The 17,806-nt window shown below is 47.7% G+C and carries 16 protein-coding genes; 5 read left to right on the forward strand and 11 right to left on the reverse strand.

The features are described 5' to 3' along the window. Positions 1-18 precede the first annotated feature (18 nt). The 4 genes from mutS to G9G53_RS08255 all read right to left on the reverse strand — a co-directional run bounded on the left by mutS (position 19) and on the right by G9G53_RS08255 (position 5,895). Entirely contained in the window at positions 19-2,838 is a 2,820-nt protein-coding gene (gene mutS / locus G9G53_RS08240; protein ID WP_165146797.1) for a DNA mismatch repair protein MutS, read from the reverse strand. 110 nt (positions 2,839-2,948) lie between these two features. Beyond that, positions 2,949-4,181, reverse strand: coding sequence for a putative amidoligase domain-containing protein (locus tag G9G53_RS08245; protein WP_185156335.1), 1,233 nt, complete (start codon positions 4,179-4,181; stop codon positions 2,949-2,951). Between the two features lie 133 nt (positions 4,182-4,314). Beyond that, a complete protein-coding gene (locus G9G53_RS08250) occupies positions 4,315-4,872 on the reverse strand; it encodes an outer spore coat protein CotE (protein WP_013310588.1) in 558 nt (185 codons plus the stop codon). Between the two features lie 126 nt (positions 4,873-4,998). Continuing rightward, positions 4,999-5,895: a LysR family transcriptional regulator gene (locus G9G53_RS08255; protein WP_029518123.1), complete on the reverse strand. Its 897-nt coding sequence runs from the start codon at positions 5,893-5,895 to the stop codon at positions 4,999-5,001. Positions 5,896-6,010: 115 nt separating this feature from the next. Here G9G53_RS08255 and G9G53_RS08260 point away from each other — a divergent pair, with 115 nt between their 5' ends. After that, complete coding sequence (locus G9G53_RS08260; protein WP_029518124.1) at positions 6,011-7,327, forward strand: amino acid permease; 1,317 nt, start codon at positions 6,011-6,013, stop codon at positions 7,325-7,327. A gap of 21 nt (positions 7,328-7,348) precedes the next feature. Here G9G53_RS08260 and G9G53_RS08265 read toward each other — a convergent pair whose 3' ends face one another. From G9G53_RS08265 to G9G53_RS08285, 5 genes are all read right to left on the reverse strand, one after another. Then, complete coding sequence (locus G9G53_RS08265; protein WP_029518125.1) at positions 7,349-8,305, reverse strand: aromatic acid exporter family protein; 957 nt, start codon at positions 8,303-8,305, stop codon at positions 7,349-7,351. Positions 8,306-8,424: 119 nt separating this feature from the next. Continuing rightward, positions 8,425-9,258: an ABC transporter permease gene (locus G9G53_RS08270; RefSeq protein WP_013310592.1), complete on the reverse strand. Its 834-nt coding sequence runs from the start codon at positions 9,256-9,258 to the stop codon at positions 8,425-8,427. 8 nt (positions 9,259-9,266) lie between these two features. Further along, positions 9,267-10,079: an ABC transporter ATP-binding protein gene (locus tag G9G53_RS08275; protein ID WP_165146800.1), complete on the reverse strand. Its 813-nt coding sequence runs from the start codon at positions 10,077-10,079 to the stop codon at positions 9,267-9,269. After that, the gene (locus G9G53_RS08280; RefSeq protein WP_165146803.1) at positions 10,076-11,167 is read right to left on the reverse strand and encodes an ABC transporter substrate-binding protein; all 1,092 of its coding nucleotides are present in this window, start codon (positions 11,165-11,167) and stop codon (positions 10,076-10,078) included. Before G9G53_RS08280 ends, G9G53_RS08275 begins: the two co-directional genes overlap by 4 nt. A gap of 127 nt (positions 11,168-11,294) precedes the next feature. After that, positions 11,295-12,812: a carboxypeptidase M32 gene (locus G9G53_RS08285; protein WP_165146806.1), complete on the reverse strand. Its 1,518-nt coding sequence runs from the start codon at positions 12,810-12,812 to the stop codon at positions 11,295-11,297. 173 nt (positions 12,813-12,985) lie between these two features. Between G9G53_RS08285 and G9G53_RS08290 the strand changes: the two genes are divergently transcribed. The 4 genes from G9G53_RS08290 (at position 12,986) to G9G53_RS08305 (ending at position 15,265) form a co-directional block, all read left to right on the forward strand. Next, positions 12,986-13,549, forward strand: coding sequence for a beta-class carbonic anhydrase (locus G9G53_RS08290; RefSeq protein ID WP_029518130.1), 564 nt, complete (start codon positions 12,986-12,988; stop codon positions 13,547-13,549). A 251-nt stretch (positions 13,550-13,800) separates the two neighbouring features. Then, the gene (locus tag G9G53_RS08295; protein ID WP_013310597.1) at positions 13,801-14,373 is read left to right on the forward strand and encodes a PadR family transcriptional regulator; all 573 of its coding nucleotides are present in this window, start codon (positions 13,801-13,803) and stop codon (positions 14,371-14,373) included. Between the two features lie 154 nt (positions 14,374-14,527). Then, positions 14,528-14,983, forward strand: a complete 456-nt coding sequence (locus G9G53_RS08300) for a hypothetical protein (protein ID WP_069010626.1) — start codon at positions 14,528-14,530, stop codon at positions 14,981-14,983. Positions 14,984-14,986: 3 nt separating this feature from the next. Further along, on the forward strand, positions 14,987-15,265 hold the full coding sequence (locus G9G53_RS08305; protein WP_039271218.1) for a YxcD family protein: 279 nt from the start codon (positions 14,987-14,989) through the stop codon (positions 15,263-15,265). A 144-nt stretch (positions 15,266-15,409) separates the two neighbouring features. On the opposite strand, the gene G9G53_RS08310 is transcribed toward G9G53_RS08305, so the two are convergent. Continuing rightward, positions 15,410-16,324: an STM4011 family radical SAM protein gene (locus G9G53_RS08310; RefSeq protein WP_165146809.1), complete on the reverse strand. Its 915-nt coding sequence runs from the start codon at positions 16,322-16,324 to the stop codon at positions 15,410-15,412. After that, positions 16,321-17,739, reverse strand: a complete 1,419-nt coding sequence (locus tag G9G53_RS08315; protein ID WP_165146812.1) for an STM4012 family radical SAM protein — start codon at positions 17,737-17,739, stop codon at positions 16,321-16,323. The genes G9G53_RS08310 and G9G53_RS08315 overlap by 4 nt, the downstream gene beginning before the upstream one ends. Positions 17,740-17,806 lie beyond the last annotated feature (67 nt).

Genomic DNA, 17,806 nt, shown 5'->3' on the forward strand with positions numbered 1-17,806 from the left:
TAATGTCACTTATTTTAACTACAGGCCATTGGCCTTATTTTTAAGATCATTTAATAGCTGCATTGCCTGTAAAGGAGTCATATTCATGACATCAGCATTCTTCACCTTGCGCAAAATTTGGCGCACAATTGGATTCGTCTCTACTGTCTCTGCGTGGGGCTTGGAGGTGGCAAGCTCCTGCTCTCCAAAAATGGACAGCTGTACTACTTCGGTTGCTCCTTGCTCCAACCTGCTGGAATCCTCCACAGTCTGTAGAGTATCTTCTTTTACCAGGGTCGCCTGCTGTGATAAAGACTGAGCTGATGATGCAGTTTCTCCGCTTTCTCGCAATGTCTGGCCTGAATTATATTCGGTAAAAGAAGAAATATCCTCTGTCCCTGAAACTGTACGAAGATCAGTCCCTTCCTTCCCTCCTACTACTATCTCGGTACCTGCCGTTACTTGAGCCGCTGCCTGTTCAAAACCATTCAGCAGTCCATTCGCTCGCTCAATAATGTTATTGGGCAAGCCTGCAAGCCGAGCACAATAAATACCATAGCTACTGCTAGCCGCTCCCGGTATGAGCTTGCGCAGGAAATTCACCTTGTCGCCGCTTTCCTGCACGGCCATAGAGTAATTTCGCAGCGAAGACAGGCCTTGCTCCAAATGCGCCAGCTCATGGAAATGCGTGGATACCAGTGCCTTACAGCCGATCGTGTCATGGACAAATTCGATGACTGCCTGTGCAATTGCCATTCCTTCACTGGTAGACGTACCTCGTCCCAGTTCATCAATAATGATCAAGCTTCGCGGAGTTGCCTTGTCCGTCATTACTTGGATATCTGCCATTTCGACCATAAACGTACTCTGCCCGCCAATGAGATCATCCGCTGCGCCGATCCGTGTGAAAATGCGATCCAGCATCGGCACCTTGGCACGTGCAGCAGGGACAAAACAGCCAATTTGAGCCATAATTGCAATAAGTGCGACCTGACGCATATACGTACTTTTCCCAGCCATGTTCGGCCCGGTGATAAGTAGAATATGCGCATCCGCTTCCTCCAACACCGTGCTGTTGGCGATAAAACCGCCATCTTTCATTACGGCCTCCACCACGGGATGACGACCTTGCTCCACTACGAAATCATATCCTGTAGTCAGCTCAGGTTTCACGAATCCCCGTTCCGCGCTAACCGATGCCAGCGACTGATACACGTCAATTTCAGCCACTTGCTCTGCCAGCTTTTGCAAACGGGGAATTTCAGCGTTTAGTTTACTGCGAAGCTCAGAGAAAAGTGTGTACTCCAGATCAACCATTTTATCCTCGGCTTCCAGAATTAGAGATTCCTTTTCCTTCAACTCCGGTGTAATATACCGTTCCGCATTCGCCAACGTCTGTTTGCGTTCATATCGACCTTCTGGTAATGAAGCCAAATTGGATTTGGTCACCTCGATATAATAACCAAATACTTTGTTATATCCAATTTTAAGTGATCGAATGCCGGTTGCTGCACGTTCCTTGGCCTCTAGCTCAGCGATCCAACGCTTACCGTTGACACTCGCCTCCCGCAGTTCGTCCAGACGCTGATGGTAGCCTTCCTTAATAAGACCTCCATCCCTTACGGAAATCGGCGGTTCATCAGCCACCGCTTCCTCAATCAATGTACACAGGTCTGTACAGCTATCCAACGTTTGTGCAATCCGTCTCAGCGTCTTCGAAGGAGATTCAGCACACAATTCGCGTAAAGAAGGAATTCGGGCCAACGACAGCTTGAGAGCGATCAGATCACGTGCATTAGCACTGCCAAAGGCGATCCGCCCAACCAGACGCTCCAGATCGTAAATCTCTTTAAGCTGAGCACGTACATCCTCTCGGAAAATAAACTGGTGGTACAGCTTGTCCACTGCTTCCAAGCGTTCCTCAATAAGACTGCTGCTCAACAACGGTTTGTCGATCCAACGACGCAACAGACGCGCTCCCATGGAAGTCTCTGTGCGATCCAACAGCCACAGCAGCGAGCCTTTCTTGGAGCGTTCACGTACTGTCTCCACCAGTTCCAGATTCCTGCGGGTAAATGGATCCAGAATCATAAAATGGTTTGGCTCATATACGGAGATTTGGGTCAATTGGCCTAACGATCTTTTTTGCGTTTCATTCAAATAGGAAATCAAGCGTGATACGCACCGTCTGCGTTCCTCCGTAAGCCTTGCCCACGTGGCTTCGCCAAATTGATCCCGAACCAAATCATCCTTGGATTTGTCCCAGGCCGTATACACAACACGCCGTCCAACGGGGGACATACGGGAAGCCACAAAATCAAGCAGATGACCATCCCCCAACATTTCGGACGGCTCATAAATGTTTATTTCATCTAGTAGCCATTCTTTCGAATCAGGCACAGAGGTCACATACAATTCACCTGTTGACAAGTCGCACGCCGCAAGAGCCAGCATCCCGTCCGTCTCTGTGACACATACCATGTAGTTGTTGGATTTATCACCCAGCACCTTGCCTTCCATTACTGTACCCGGGGTCACAACGCGGACAATATCCCGCCGCACCATCCCCTTCGTAGCTGAGGCTTCCTCCATTTGCTCACAGATGGCCACTTTATAACCTTTCTCAATGAGGCGCTGTATGTAATTTTCCGCTGAATGATAAGGCACGCCGCACATCGGAATTTTTTCCGTGGCGCCACCCTCACGACCCGTAAGTGTAATTTCCAGCTCCTTGGATGCAAGAATTGCATCATCGAAAAACATCTCGTAAAAATCTCCCAGACGGAAAAACAAAAATGCATCTTTAGCCTGCTCTTTTATGGATAAATACTGCTCAATCATCGGTGTATATTTAGACATACCGTTTACTAACCCCCACACTTTGTTCCGTTTAAACTTATAATTATCTCTCATTATATCAAAAATGACAGTCGATAACATGAAACCATTCCTGGTGTCGACACTTGATTTTACGTAAGCTTCCAAAAGGGGCGCAAATCCCGTGATTCATCCCACTGCTTCCCCTTGCGGAGGCTGTCCAGCAATGGCGCTACATAAGCTTCATATTGCGAGTATATTTCCAGTGAAACCATATCCAAAATAAGAGGTTCCATATACTCCTTAAGCACAAATTGATTTCCTTCATAAAAGGCTCTGTGAGCCTCCTCTTCACCCAGCGGCCTACGTTGCAAACGCGGATATTGAGTAGCAATGAGAAACGCCATACCAATCACCCCTTTAGCTAGCTGTGGCGAGATAAGAAAACTGGGCAGTGTACGATATTCAAAGCCTCCATACGACTGACGTCGAAAATCACCCAAATTGCCATAATGCGGTCTGCGCCGGGCCGCACGCTTGTCTTCCAGTAGCGCCAAAGGCAGTGCCAAATAGTTATCCAGTGCCCGGAGCAAGGCACCGTTTAGCGCAACCCCGCTGAAATGCAGATGTCCGCCCAGTGGAAAACCCGGTTGCGGCATCCCCCCCGCCTGCCAGATGAGTGTGCGGTCGGTAATGCGCCGGGCTGCGGTTGCAAAAGCTTGACGCAGGTGCTTCAGCAGACGGTCCGGATCTCCACTCGGCGCTGGACGAAGCTCAGCGACTGGATACAGCGTTCGTCCTCGACGCGTAACAGCATCGCAGCCGGCTATGCCGAGACGACCCAAATATCTTGAGGCCGGCACGACCCGTCCCTCTGGCATACGAATCAGCACAAATTCAGGGTCCATTCCGATGAGTAGTCGATCTCTCCCTCGTTGCGCTGAAAGATTCTCACCCTCAACATCCCCTTCGCGCGCAGCAATTTCATATAGCGCGGCCAAACGTCTATCGTTCAACCATGGCTGTGCCGAGACTTCACGCACCTGACAGCTGCGCTCCCCCAGCGGCGTCAGTATCACCTCACCACTGTCCAAACCCAGTGTATACAACGCACGTACAGCTAGCCGCTCCATCCGGACATAGAGCGGTGAATGTTGATCCAGTTCAGACAGATCGTATGCGCGGACTTTGGAAGGGCCTTCGATGGCACGCCTACGAATCTCCAACACTCGCAGTTGATGGATTTGCACCGCGTAGCCTATCGCAAAATCTGCTATACTGCTATCCATCCACTGCACCGCTATGCCTGAACGCTCCAGTCTACGCTTTTTTTCATCATTTGGCATCTGCCTGAAGCGTATGAGCGCCTGTCCTGGCTGCTGCATTATATCCCCCCTACGAACTACGTACGGATTTCAATCCAATTTCAACCCGCAACAACAAAAAAGGAGGGCCTTTGCCCCCTGCGCAGAATCAGCCGGCGCAAGAGTAAAGCGGCCCTCTTTTTGGTTGCTTCTGTCAGAGCTCGTCGTCAATGAGGTCGGGGTCGAGCTCCTCATAGTCCCCCTCTTCCGCTCCAAAATCAAAGTCTTTGTCAAAATCATCGCTGCTGCCATTCGGGAATACTTCTACAACAATCTTCGTTTCCGCCACCAGCTCCACCGCAAATTCCCGCTCGACCCGGATCATTACGCTGCCACCTCCAGAAGACACACTGGCCTCGACGCAACTCGGCTCCTGTGTAGCTTCGGCGGATACTTCCACTGTAGACGCCCGGTGCTTCGGATCAAGATACGAGAGCGGCACATTTTCTACGTACGACACCGTTTCCTTGGCAACATCGGTCTGCGAGTTTTTATCGTATGAGTACCAAATATTGATATCATACGTCCCGACGACCTCAATGCCGTCCCCCGCCGCCACAGCTTCATACTGGTGGTTAATAATCCATGCCCCTAAAATGCTCGTCGGATTATTCGGCGGAGTTACGGTATGGGTTACGGTAGAGAATCTGCGACCTTTACCACAGATCGCTTTGGTAATAATCTCTCTACGATTTTTATGACTTAATGCCATTCTTGAACCTCCTCCATACAATCAATCATTCCATACATATGTATGCAGGTTGTGGGCGAATGTTGAGTGAATAGGCGAAAAGGAAAAAATATTATTTGTATAAGCATATGCCGTGATGGCTTGAACTCATGCACGCCAATGTGTTACATGCTGCTCAACGATCTGTAAAAATTCGCTAAGAGCCGGGGATTTCCACTTTTTCGTGTGATAAGCGACCTGAGTAGCCACCTGCTGTTCACTGTCATCCCAGGCTAAACGCGCCATTTTACCTTCTCGCAGCTCATTTTGTACCGTTACTAGCGGGAGCAACGCAATACCCAGCCCAGCCATGACACACTGCTTGATGGCTTCAATACTCCAAAATTCCAGGCTAGGGTCTGAAAAAATACCGTGTTTATTCAGATACTGCTCAAAAAGGATACGGTACGTACATCCTGCCTCTGTATGCAAAATGGTTTCATCCTTCAAGTCGGCAGGCTCTACCTGGGTATAGGTAACCAGCGAATGCTCGAGTGGCGCAACCAAGGCCATCGGCTCGTGAATAAGCGTGGTGACATTCAGTTCTCTATCCTCTGTCTCGGGCTGAAGCAAAAAAGCCAAATCCAGCTCACCGGAACGGATCAAATCGCGTAATTCCCAGCATTCGCCGGGTTTGAGGACAATTTTAACCTTCGGATACCGCTCCCTGTACTCACGGATCAAACTCGGTAGACGAAAAGCGGCCAGAGACTCTGGTGCTCCTATTTTCAGCGTGCCTGCCAATTCCGTTTCTGAACGAAGCGCATCCTTAGCCATAGCATGCATCTTGGAAATTTCCTGCGCATAGGGCAGCAGACGTCGCCCGGCATCCGTCAGCATGATTTTCTTGCCAATGCGATCAAAAAGCGGCGTACCCAACTCAGTCTCCAGCGTTTGAATTTGAGCAGTGATACTCGACTGTGCATAATCCAGTATACGCGCTGCTCGCGTAAAACTGCCTGCCTCAACTACATTTAAAAAGGTAAACAAATGCCGCGATTCCATAATCCGCTCCTTCAATCGTTTTTTTCGATGCAAGCAATCGTTATATTCCGTTTTTCCGATAGATTGATTATCTGATAAGCTGGAGAAAATAACAATAGAAAGAAGGCTTTTCTGCATGACAAGTGAAAGTAAACTTCAATCCACCATTGGTCTTCCACAGGCCATTGCACTCTATATCGGAGCTGTACTGGGTTCGGGAATATTGATTGTGCCTGGTCTTGCCGCCCAAATGGCGGGACCGGCATCGCTGCTGGCATGGGGTTTTATGACCCTGCTCATCTTGCCAATGGCACTTTCTATGGGTCTTCTATCCGCCAAATTCCCGAATGCGGGTGGAGTATCGCATTTTGTCACGTTGGCCTTTTCACCACGTGCCGGTGCTTATATCGGGTGGTTTTTTCTCATGTCAGTTCCGATTGGGGCTCCTGTTGCCGCACTCACCGGAGCCGGCTATATGACCGCAGCCATGGGCTGGGGAGAGGAAAGCCGCATGATGTTAGCCGCTGCTATGCTGGCGGTGGGCCTGATCATCAATTGGATCGGCATGAAGGTCGCGGGACGTATTCAGATCGCAGTCGTCATAGCTATCGTTGCTGTCCTTATATTCGCCATTGCCGCAGCACTTCCTCAGATGAAAACAATCCACTTCACCCCGTTTGCTCCACATGGCTGGCTCTCCGTCGGTCAAGCGGCCGCGATTCTGTTTTGGTGCTTTATCGGTTGGGAGGCCGTGTCCCATATGTCAGAGGAATTCACTAATCCCCGGCGGGCGGCCGTTAGAGGTGTGACCATTGCAGCCGTCATTGTTGGTTTGCTTTATTTCTTAACAGCGCTGGCTACTGTGGGCACACAAAGTTACCTTGCAGGGGGTTCGGATGCTTCGCTCGTATGGGTGATTAGCCGGGCTATTGGGCCATGGGGCGCGATAATTGCAGGCTTGACGGGTATCTTTATTTGTACCGCTACTATTATTGCTTATGTGGGTGCCGCTTCACGTGTCGCTTATGCTTTATCCCGGCAAGGACAGGCCTTTCGCTGGATGGGCATGTTATCCCAACGATTCCACACCCCTATCGGAGGCATTGCTTTTCTTAGCGTCTGCTTCGTGATCATTATGGTGTTGTACGGTAGTGGTACTGTTTCACTCACTAACCTGATCCAGTTCCCGAACGCCACCTTTATTCTGACCTATCTCGGCGGTTGCGCAGCAGGAATTAAACTTCTACGTGGTAGTCGCTGGGGCGTTGCCATTAGTTGGATATCGTTTATCTCTACAGCGGTCGTTTTCCCCTTTGTCGGATGGGCTATGCTGTATCCTTGCCTGATCACCGCTGTCTTATGGATCACAGACCGAATTCGGCACAAACGGACTTTAAACCATCCGGCTTCTACCGACACTGAACAAGAAAAGGCTACTGTCCGTCATGGATAGTAGCCGCTCAAGGCCTTTACTCTAATTTCTTACTGGAGTAGGGGCCTTGTCCTTTTTCGCAATTTTCAAATACTGATGAAGCTCATGTGTAAGCTGTAATAATGCCGAACGAATCTCAAATTCCTCCCGGGTTGCGGGAAGCTCCATGGCTTTAAATTCTTCACGAACCTGCTCCAGCAGCTTCTCGGTCTGTCCCGTATAATGTCCAGCCAAAACGTCATTGCTAAGCTGGTCGAACAGCTCAGCCAGAAGCTTGGCCTGCGGCATATGCTGATACATTTGTGCGATCAACTGCATCATGTTTTGGATCGAATCCAGCTGTTCTTTTCGCATATAAAAATACACATTCCAGCCCTCTTGGGGACGAAGCATCTGATTTTCCAAGGAACGCCCCGCCTCAGTGACCCCTTTGGCTATCACGCTGTTCGCTTCAATAACTTCCTTGCCATCCCATATGTATGCTGGACTACGCAGCGTATTGGCCATATTTCTGAATATAACAGAAAATGTCCGATCTACCTCCTGCCGAATTTGTTGCATGGTATTATCAGAACCCGGCATATAGGCTAAATTGACAATCATTGCGGAACCCAGTCCAATCACTAGCAGACCTAGCTGGGTCAGCAGTACCTCCATATCAATCACGCCGCCGCTGAATACGCGAAAAACCACGACCGAACCGGTGACAATCCCTTCTTTAAAGCCCACCCGTACAATGACTGGAAACGCCGTTAAAATATATAATGCCAGTACCCAATCATGGAATCCGAATACTACAAACAAAACACAAGCAAAAAGAAGCCCCACGACGGATGCAAAAAATCTCGCCGAAATAGTACGGAGACTTCTCTTGCGTGTGACATCCACCCCCAAAATCGCTAAAAGCCCTGCTGAGGTAGCACCATGAATGCCAAAACCCTCCGCAATAAGTACGGCCATTAATGCGGCAATAGCCGTTTTAATCGTACGAAAGCCCATGAAAAAATTCTGTCCTCTCTGGATGAAATCTGTTTTAGCATTTTCATAAATTTTAAGTATTTTCATTTTTCATGGTACTTTATTTTCACGTTTTACACAAATGTTCAGAACTTTTATTATTACCGATGAGGACGACCCGAAAGCAGGCGATGCTCCACATACACGACCGCCTGATACATCAGAGTAGCTACGACAGCAATGATCAACAAACTGGACATAACCAGCGTGAAATTGAATACCTGAAAACCATAGATAATCAAATAGCCTAAGCCGTTTTTAGCCACCAGAAATTCACCAACAATCACGCCAACCCATGCCATACCCACATTCACTTTCAGTGTAGAGACAATTGCAGGAAAGGATGCAGGCAAAATCACCTTTTGAAACGTATCACGGCGTGATCCGCCAAACGTGCGAACCACTTTGATTAGATTCGAATCGACTTCCTGAAAGCTGTTGTATACGACTAGTGTCGTAATGATGACCGTAATGGAGAGGGTTGTCATTAGAATAGCAGTAAATCCCGCCCCAAACATAACGATAAAAATTGGACCTAGCGCCACCTTAGGCATACTGTTGAACACGACCATATAGGGGTCAAGCACCCTCGACAAAAACGGTGACCACCAAATAAGTACAGCCAGCAACGTACCTAACAGTGTACCGAGTAAAAACCCCGCCATCGTCTCTCCCACGGTGACACCTACATGTCCCCATAATTCACCACTGACCGCATCCTTACCGATCTGGGTGAAAATTTTGCTCGGATAGCTGAACAACAGTACATCAATCCACTTCAATCGACCTGCAATTTCCCATAATACAAACAAAAGCAGTAAAATAGCTGTCTGTACCCCTGTCACTAACCATCGTTGCGAACGCCTGCTGCGTAAATACGCCTGATGTAGTCCTTGAATCCAACGTTGCTCAAGCTGATCCGCTTCGTCCTTCATACGTTAACTCACTCCTTTGCTCCCGAAGCCTCCAGTTCACCCCATATTTCATGAAAAAGCTCATTAAAACCCGGCTGCTCGCGTGCATAAAAAGGCTGAGCTTCTCGGATGCAACCCGGAATCTCGAAGGTACGTCGGACATGACCAGGATTTCGACCCATCACTATAATCCGGTCACTGACCGCAATGGCTTCGGCCAAATCATGTGTGACTAAAATAGCCGTCTTCCTCCGCTCGCGCAAGGTTTCCGCAATCAGATCTTCCAGCTGTAGCTTGGTTTGATAATCCAGCGCGGAGAACGGCTCATCCAGCAGCAGCAATCCCGGATTGGTCGCCAGCGTCCGTACCAGCGCCACGCGCTGGCGCATTCCCCCAGACAACTGGGATGGATGCAGATGCTCCTTCCCTCCCAGACCCATGCCTTCCAGTAACAGCCTTGTCTGCTCACGTGCAGCTTCATCTACTCTGTTGGCTAGTTCCAGACCCAACAATGCGTTCTCCATGATCGTCCGCCACGGGAACAGATAATCCTGCTGCAGCATGTAACCGACTTCTGGACTCGGCCCACTTACCGGCTGACCTTGCAACATGACTTGGCCTGCCGCTGGACGCAGTAGCCCTGCGATCATGGACAGGATCGTCGTTTTGCCGCAGCCGCTTGGGCCGACCAAGCTGACAAACTCCCCTGTCTCTATGGAAAAATCAATATTCTCAACCGCCAGCGAAGCTTCACGATCCGTTACATAGACATGCGTCACTTGCTCCAGTCTCACCATCGGGCTTGTCGCGTCCGAAGTTAGATCACTCCGTTCCTCCATCATGACGTACCTCCAGCATCGACACCTGCATCCGTAGATTCAGTTGTGCTCTTTTTCACAGGCGGTTCAGTTTTCCCGATAGAGTTTGACGAAATCGCTTGTTGTGCAAAACTTGGGTTCACTAGCTTATCCAGTGCAACTGGATTTTTAAGCTCCCCTGCCGAGGTCATGACATCCTGTAAGTTCTTCCATTCCTTTTCCTCAATCATCGGGTTCAAAGCATAGGTGCTCTGTTCCTTATATCGCTTGATACTACTTGTCAAAATAGCTAAATCTGTATCTTTAAAATAGGGCGTGATTGCTTCGGCAATCTGTTCAGGTGAATGCGTAGCAATCCACTGTTGTGCCCGATATACAGAATTTGTAAATTTCTGTGCAGCCTCGCTATTTGCCTTCAGGTAGCTTTGCTTAGCCATATATACCGTATACGGCAATTCGCCGCTCTCCACACCGATAGAGGCAACTACCCGCCCACGACCTGCCTTTTCAAAAATAGATGCCTGTGGCTCAAATAGCTGTACATAATCCCCTGTACCCGAGCCGAAAGCAGAGGCAACATTAGCAAAATCAATATTTTGAATCAGCTTCAGATCCTTATGAGGATCAATGCCGTGTTTGCGAAGCGTAAATTCAAGTGACATTTGTGGCATTCCGCCCTTGCGTTGCCCCAAAAAATTTTGTCCTTTCAGCTTTTTCCATGCAAAGTTATCCTGCGTTTGACGGGCAAACAAAAAGGTTCCATCCTTCTGTGTCAGTTGGGCAAAATTAATGATAGGGTCCTCTGCTCCTTGCTGATACACATAAATAGATGTTTCCGCGCCGATGAGCGCGATATCCGCCTGGTTGGACAACAACGCCGTCATCGCCTTGTCCCCCCCGGGAATCGTTGCCAATTGGACATCCAGTCCCTCCTGAGCAAACATTCCCTGGCTCAAGGCTACATACTGCGGCGCATAAAAGACCGTACGGGCTACCTCGCCTAGTCTGATCTCAATTGTCTGCTCCCCCCCTTTGGGGGTGCACCCACTGAGCAACAGTAATCCGAGTAGTGCCGCAGCCACCACAGCTTTGAAACGAGCGCCGTTTTTCATCCTTATTCCCTCCCCACCTTTTTACATCCGTTGACTTCATATATTGTTATGCGGTTGTCGATATATTGGTTAATTGCACAAAAAAAAACCACGTTCGCCCGGGAACGTGGGGAAGATGGCATATGATTTACAGCTTGTATATGGAGGTATATTTCTCTTCCAGGTAGTCGGCGAGATAATCCGGGTTCAGATCTTCACCTGTAATGGCTACAATCAACTCGGAAGGCGTCCGGCTCTTGCCGTAACGGTAAATACGTTCGGTCAGCCATTGCTTGATCGGCTCAAGTTCTCCAGCAGAGATTAATTCATCTAGATTTGGTAACTCTTTGCGTAATGTCGCCAAAATTTGTGCTGCATACATATTGCCAAGCGAGTAGGAAGCAAAATAGCCAAAATCACCACCGGACCAGTGAACGTCTTGAAGTACGCCCAGTCCATCATTCGGTGGAAGTAACCCTAGGTATTCCTTATATTTCGCATTCCACACCTCAGGGAGACGCTTCACATCCAGCTTTTCATTAAACAACATTTTTTCAATTTCATAACGGATAATGATATGTAAATTATATGTTAGCTCATCCGCTTCAATACGAATCAGTGAATTTTCCACACGGTTGACTGCCCGATAGAATTGATCTGCCGTAACCTTTGCCAAGCGATCAGGAAAATGCTTTTGCAAATCATCGTAATACCGATCCCAGAAAGCACGACTGCGTCCGATTTTATTTTCCCACAAGCGGGACTGGGATTCATGAATCCCCATAGAGGTTCCTCCCGACAGTAGTGATCCTGCTAGCTCAGGAGCAATATTTTGTTCGTACAGCGCATGGCCTCCTTCATGCAACGAGCTGAAAATAGCACTAGTTACATCATCTTGCAGATAATGTGTTGTTATACGCACATCACCTGGATTTAATCCTGTTGCGAAAGGATGTACGCTCTCATCCAAGCGACCTGCGTCAAAGTCATACCCCATCTGACCTAATATGAACAGGCTGAACTTCTCCTGCTGCTTCACATCAAACACACCATCTAAAAAGCTCTTATCCGGCTGGTTCGGTGAAGCCTGAATTTTAGACAATAGTGGCACAAGGCGCTTTTTGAGACGATCAAACACAGCATCCAGTTTTTCAACCGTCATCCCCGGCTCATATTGATCCAAAAGCGTGTCATACTCTGTATCCTTAATCCCCCAGTAGCCGATAAATTCACGCTTCATGTCTACGATTTTAGACAAGTAGGGTTCAAATCCGACAAAATCGCTATGTTCCTTTGCGTCCTCCCACTTGCTCTCTGCCTGCGCTGCGAGAATGCTATAATCCCGGTATCGGTCTGCCGGAACCGAACGATTCAGGTCATAATTTTTACGGCATTCCTCCACCAATCTGCGATCATTGTCTTCCAGTTGCTCCAGCTTATCTACTGTGGAAAAAAATTGCAGCAATTGTCCCATTTCATCCGAGATCATCAGCTTGAACATTTCAGTGGACAGCATACCCAACGTCTCCGACCGAATGTCAACACCCTTGCGCGGAGCACCAGTTCGTAAATCCCAGTGCAGCAGACCTACTGCTTCGCCATAACTACTGATTTTGTGTGAAAGCTCCTTTAAAGCCGTCAATTGATCCAACGTCTGTTGCGCCATATTTGAGGTCACCTCTTTAACTTAAAATGGATAAAACTTTACAATACCTATACTTGATGATACTTATATTAAAAAGTATAATCAACACACAACATGTACGACCAGCTCCTAAGACCTAAAATAAACGTTGGGCTGTACATATCAAACTTTAATAGAATCTGGAGGGAACAATCGTGAATCACATCAAAGAAATTTTAGAGTACAATCGTGTTTTCGTAGAAAACAAAGAATACGAGGCCTATAGAACGGGCAAGTTCCCCAATAAAAAAATGGTCATTATCACTTGTATGGATACACGGCTAACGGAGTTACTCCCGAAAGCCATGAACCTGCGCAACGGTGATGTGAAAATCATCAAAAATGCGGGTGCTATTATTTCACAGCCCTTTGGAAGTGTAATGCGCAGTGTGCTAGTCGCCCTGTATGAGCTGGGAGCAGACGAAGTCGTCGTTGTAGGTCATTATGAGTGCGGCATGGCTGCATTAAATGCAGACCACATGGTCAATGAAATGCTCGATCGCGGAATTTCTCAGGAAGTGCTGAATACATTAGAAAATTCAGGAATTAAGCTAAATAAATGGTTAAAAGGTTTTGACAACATTGAAGAAGGGGTAAGAACTACCGTGAAGCTTATTAAAAATCACCCGCTTCTCCCTCCTAATGCCCCCGTTCACGGCATGGTTATTCATCCAGATACAGGAGCGTTAACACTTCTCGTTGATGGAAATGAACAGTAAATAGGATACGCTTCGGCAGAAGGTTACCAGGGTAGTTTAAGCTCGTACATACGAGCTTAAACTACCCTTTTTTATGAAAAAAAGCACATATACGTGGAGAATGACAAGAGTCAATTTTGGCTAACCTGTGAACGACCTGACTGAAAGTTGTCAAACCATACAGTTTCAGTGTACACTTTTCATGAAGCTGCAGAATAGCTGCCGCAGTGCTGTTACAACCGTTACTATGATGGATGAAGGAGATAAGATCTATGAATTTACTATCGTATGGTCTGTTGGGGCTTCTCGCAAGAGAGGAATCCTCCGGCTATGATCTGATGTTGCGTATCCAGCCTTTTTGGCAGGCCAAGCACAGTCAGATCTATCCGCTACTGGCCCGTATGGAGAGCAAGGAACTGCTAGCCTCCCGTTGGATTCAGCAGTCCGACAAGCCTGATAAGAAAATGTATACCATTACCGACAAGGGAATCCATATGCTTCAGCAATGGTCCCAGGAAGCGTTAGCTGCTCCGGTTACACGGGATGAATTAAGTCTTCGACTGTTCTGTCTTTGGTTAACGGACAAAAGTAGTGCCAATCGTATGCTGGAGGAACGCAAACGTCATTTTATTCAGAAAATCCAGCATCTTGAGGATATCCTGAACGATATTCCTGCAGAGAATTTACATTTTGGCAGTAAGAACTTTGGTGACTATATTTTAGTACAAAAAGGACTTTTGAATGCTAAAGCAGGTCTGGAATGGTGCCAAATGGTTCTGCGTATGCTGCTTGCCGGTGATGTCAGTGCTGACACTAATCCGTTTTCACTTAAGCCGCAAAGCTGAATGTTTTAGCCAATCCATGCATAGGATTTATGGGACGTTATTATTTATTTTTTTAAAAATTAAAATTCTTTGAAACCCTTTTCCATGCCATTCGTATTACTGGTAAGCGGTTGTTTGACCTATAAACAAATTTACTAAGGGGGATTATATTTACATGAAAAAAACATTCACTTTGAAAAATATGATGATGCTGATGATGGCTTTTACCCTACTCATTGCTATGATCGCACCATCTACAGCTGACGCAAGGCGAGGCGGCGGGTTTAAATCCGGACCTAAATCATACCAATCTACACCAAGCAAGGCGAATGACAGCAATGGAATTAATAAGTCAGATAGCGGAGCCAAGTCAGGGGCAACTGCTGGTAATACAAGCAGAACCGGTGGATTCCTTGGCGGTGGCGGCGGATTTCTGAAAGGTATGATGCTGGGCGGTTTGGCAGGTATGCTCTTCGGCGGATTGTTCGGCAACATGGGCGCATTGGGCAGCTTGCTTGGCCTTGCCGTTAACGTTCTGGCCATTTACGTCCTGATCATGATCGGAGTAGGTATCTACCGTGCTATTAAAAATCGTCGCAGACCAGATGATTCCCGTGGAGGACGTTACTAAGCTATGATTTTGAGTATGGATGAGATTGTCAACGCTATTTGCTTGCATATGGCTGAACGTAAAGGTGTCCAGCCCACGGATGTGACAGTAGAACTAAGCTGGGAAGAGGATACAGGTTATTCAGCAGAAGTCCATGTACAGGGCCGCAGTCAATATCTGGTGGAAGCCAATATGATTGAAGCCATTCTGAGATACCTATATTCCGAATACAATATTCGTGCCTATCGCGAACAAATCAGATTGGATCTGGATGAAGAAATTACTGCTATCATCCAAACTTGATTATATCGCATAGAACAGTCGTATAGAGTTATTATAAAACAAATGAACCGACCTTTGCTTGATGGCAAGGGTCGGTTTTTTATTGATCGTTTCTCTAATAGATCAAGGTGCTATAGTATTACATTTAGATGTGGACACCCCTTGTTATATGGATTCATTATCTCTATGAACAGCCTGTCTGCTAAATGATGGAACCGGAGATACCTGTACTTGCGGCACTCTTTCGAGTAAGCTACTACCGTACATTTCCCGAAACGGCTGCTCTTCCATATGAATATAGCCGATATAGCAGCCGCATTCTCTCATCCGGCACGGACGTTTGCCACTCAGACCCTCAAGACCATCCCTATATAAGTGTCCAAGCACCCGTCGATCCTGATAGCAGTGTTTTACTCTTCCGTCACCCTGGACATAAAATACATCTTCACCGGCGCGACATGCCCGTCCCTGACTGCTATAATCCTTTAAATTCCATTGAAAATAGGGGTCGATCGCAGTTAATTCAGTGACTTCAGCATCTGTATAATAATGGGGTCGATCCTTGTAGGCGTTGACCCACAAATAAACATCCCTTGGAAGTTGCGATCTTAAGGAACGAATAGCTGGGAAGGCTTGTCTTAACCCGACGGTACCGACACTATAGGAAATACCAAGTTCATATAGCTTCATAGCCTGCGATATAAAAACTTGCTCTTTCGTCTCTCCAGGGTGATATGTAGCCCACAGCGCAGCAGTCTCCGCGTTCAGTTCTTTCGTCCAATCCAGCTTCGTCGAGAGATTCGTCTGTACCGCCACTTTTTCCACATGCGCCATGTGGGAAAACTCAATCATGGTCTTGCGATACCAGGAATGAATCAAGGCTTCTCCATACGGATTAAAAAAAATAGAGAGACGATGCCCCAAAACGCCCTGTTCCCGTACCCAATCAGCAAAACGTTCCAACTGGACCCGATCCTTGTTCAACGTTTCCCGACTATCAACGTTTTTACTGAACGGGCAATAAGGGCAAGCATAGTTACACGAGGTCAACGAACCACGATAATATAAGGTCGCTCTCATGCGCCTACATATCCTTCCATACGCTCACGTACTGACGTGGAGATCATCCAGTCCCCAATCGCATCGGAATAGGCCATTCCTTCCTCTGTAAGTCGCAGCGTGCCCTCCTCGACGACAGCCATACCGGATTCCAGCAGCAACGACATTCCTGTAAAATCGTCCGACAGGGATACACCGAAGCGCTCTGCATAGGCTGATAGCTCCAAACCTTCCCGATGAAGAAGCGCCTTTAAGATAAAGCGTCGCTTACTCTCATCCACATTTAAAATAAAGCCGTAGTCAGCCAGATCATGACGTTCCGCAGCAACATAATCTGCGATAATGCTACGGGTAGCTGCTGCACTAACCCCATAACGGCTGGCATAGTGGACATTGCGTGTATAGGAGCGTGCACCACACCCCAGACCAGCCATACCTTCCTCCTGGCAACTGTAGGGCAAAAGCTCTTTGCTGGATATACCATCATTTTTTGCAAAACGGCGCATGGAGTATTGTACATATCCTGCTTGTTTGAGCCGTTCGCGCGCCACTTCATACAAGCTAAGGCGAATATCATGATCCAGCCCGGTATAGCCTGGCTTTAAAATCGTATTTTCTCGAATATATAACGGATAAAGAAATATTTCTCCTGGCGAGTAAGACAGGGCTTCCTCTAAAGAATACAGCCAGGTTTCCACCGTTTGACCAGGCAAGCCATAGATCAGATCTACGTTCAGCAAAGGAAAGTTGTATTCCACCAGCCGCTCAAGTGCTTCTCTAACAAGTTTGGGCTTCTGAGGTCGGTATATGGCGGCACTTTCTGATTCCACAAAGCTCTGAATTCCCATACTGACACGATCTGTCCCGCGGCGCTTGAGCACCTCCAACCTGTCTTCAGTCACAGTATCGGGAGAGGTCTCCACCGAAATAGAAGCTCGCTTAGGGTCCAGTCCCATAATATTTTCCGCAATGTCAAACAAGCGCTCCACCAAAGGAGCCTCCAGTAAGGTCGGTGTACCGCCGCCGATCGCAAAACGTGAAAAAGGTCGACGCCCCATAATGGGTGCCCATTGCTTGGCTTGTCTTTCTAGTGCATCCACATACTCCTTATGTACATCCAGACGCTTGTCCGGCAAAGTGAACAGGTTACAAAACCCACAGCGAGCCGCGCAAAATGGAATATGCATATACAAAAAATAGCTTTCTAACTCCTCCTTCTCCCACAACTCCTGTAATAAGAGTGGTGTATCAAACGGACGATAGGCCGTTTTATGCGGGTAAGAGTACAGATAGGAGCGGTAAGGAGCTTCACGGATTGTGCTTGCCCATTCAGCAGGAGTTTCAGGCCACTGAAACCTAGACGGTGCTAAGTTTGTGTCTATCTCCGGGGCTGGCGCATCCGCTGGATGCGAGTGATTCAGATTTATGGCTTTCATTTCTGCTCCTTCCTCACGCTGGATTGATTTCTTGATATTTTACCAGTGCAATCTATACTTCTATTTG

The organism is Paenibacillus sp. EKM206P (assembly GCF_011066155.1).
Classification (GTDB): Bacteria; Bacillota; Bacilli; order Paenibacillales; family Paenibacillaceae; genus Paenibacillus; species Paenibacillus polymyxa_D.